This window comes from Prescottella equi, assembly GCF_020171745.1.
Taxonomy (GTDB): domain Bacteria; phylum Actinomycetota; class Actinomycetes; order Mycobacteriales; family Mycobacteriaceae; genus Prescottella; species Prescottella equi_A.
Window position 1 is genome coordinate 1 of sequence record NZ_JAIVAH010000044.1, and the last position, 1,079, is coordinate 1,079.

The following is a 1,079-nucleotide window of genomic DNA, read 5'->3' on the forward strand; positions in this document are numbered from 1 at the left end:
TTCGGTGGGTGGGTGATGGCGTGCCTTTTGAAGAATGAGCCTGCGAGTTAGCGGCATGTCGCGAGGTTAACCCGTGTGGGGTAGCCGTAGCGAAAGCGAGTCCGAATAGGGCGTCCTTTAGTGGCATGTTCTAGACCCGAAGCGGAGTGATCTACCCATGGCCAGGGTGAAGCGACGGTAAGACGTCGTGGAGGCCCGAACCCACTTAGGTTGAAAACTGAGGGGATGAGCTGTGGGTAGGGGTGAAAGGCCAATCAAACTCCGTGATAGCTGGTTCTCCCCGAAATGCATTTAGGTGCAGCGTCGCGTGTTTCACTCTGGAGGTAGAGCTACTGGATGGCCGATGGGCCCCACAAGGTTACTGACGTCAGCCAAACTCCGAATGCCAGAGTGTGAGAGCGCGGCAGTGAGACTGCGGGGGATAAGCTTCGTAGTCGAGAGGGAAACAGCCCAGATCGCCGGCTAAGGCCCCTAAGCGTGTACTAAGTGGAAAAGGATGTGGGGTCGCGAAGACAACCAGGAGGTTGGCTTAGAAGCAGCCACCCTTGAAAGAGTGCGTAATAGCTCACTGGTCAAGTGATCCTGCGCCGACAATGTAGCGGGGCTCAAGTACACCGCCGAAGCCGCGGCATTCACATAACACCCATGCAGTTCTACGGAGCTGTGTGCAGTGGTGTGGATGGGTAGGGGAGCGTCGTGCAGCCATGGAAGCGCCGGAGTGATCCAGGTGTGGAGGCTGCACGAGTGAGAATGCAGGCATGAGTAGCGAAAGACGAGTGAGAAACTCGTCCGCCGAATGACCAAGGGTTCCTGGGCCAGGTTAATCCGCCCAGGGTGAGTCGGGACCTAAGGCGAGGCCGACAGGCGTAGTCGATGGACAACGGGTTGATATTCCCGTACCCGTGTGAACGCGCCCCTGGTGAATCAGTGATGCTAAGCGCCCTGAAGCCACTTTCGAACCTTCGGGTTCTCCGGTGTGTGGATGCGCGTGAACCGATCTGGTAGTAGCCAAGCGATGGGGTGACGCAGGAAGGTAGCTGAGCCAGTCAGTGGTAATACTGGTGTAAGCGTGTAGGGCG

The 1,079-nt window shown here is 57.6% G+C and carries 1 rRNA gene; it reads left to right on the forward strand.

Annotation, left to right across the window (positions count from 1 at the left end):
* A 23S ribosomal RNA gene (locus LCL87_RS25515) occupies positions 1-1,079 on the forward strand; the annotation flags it as partial.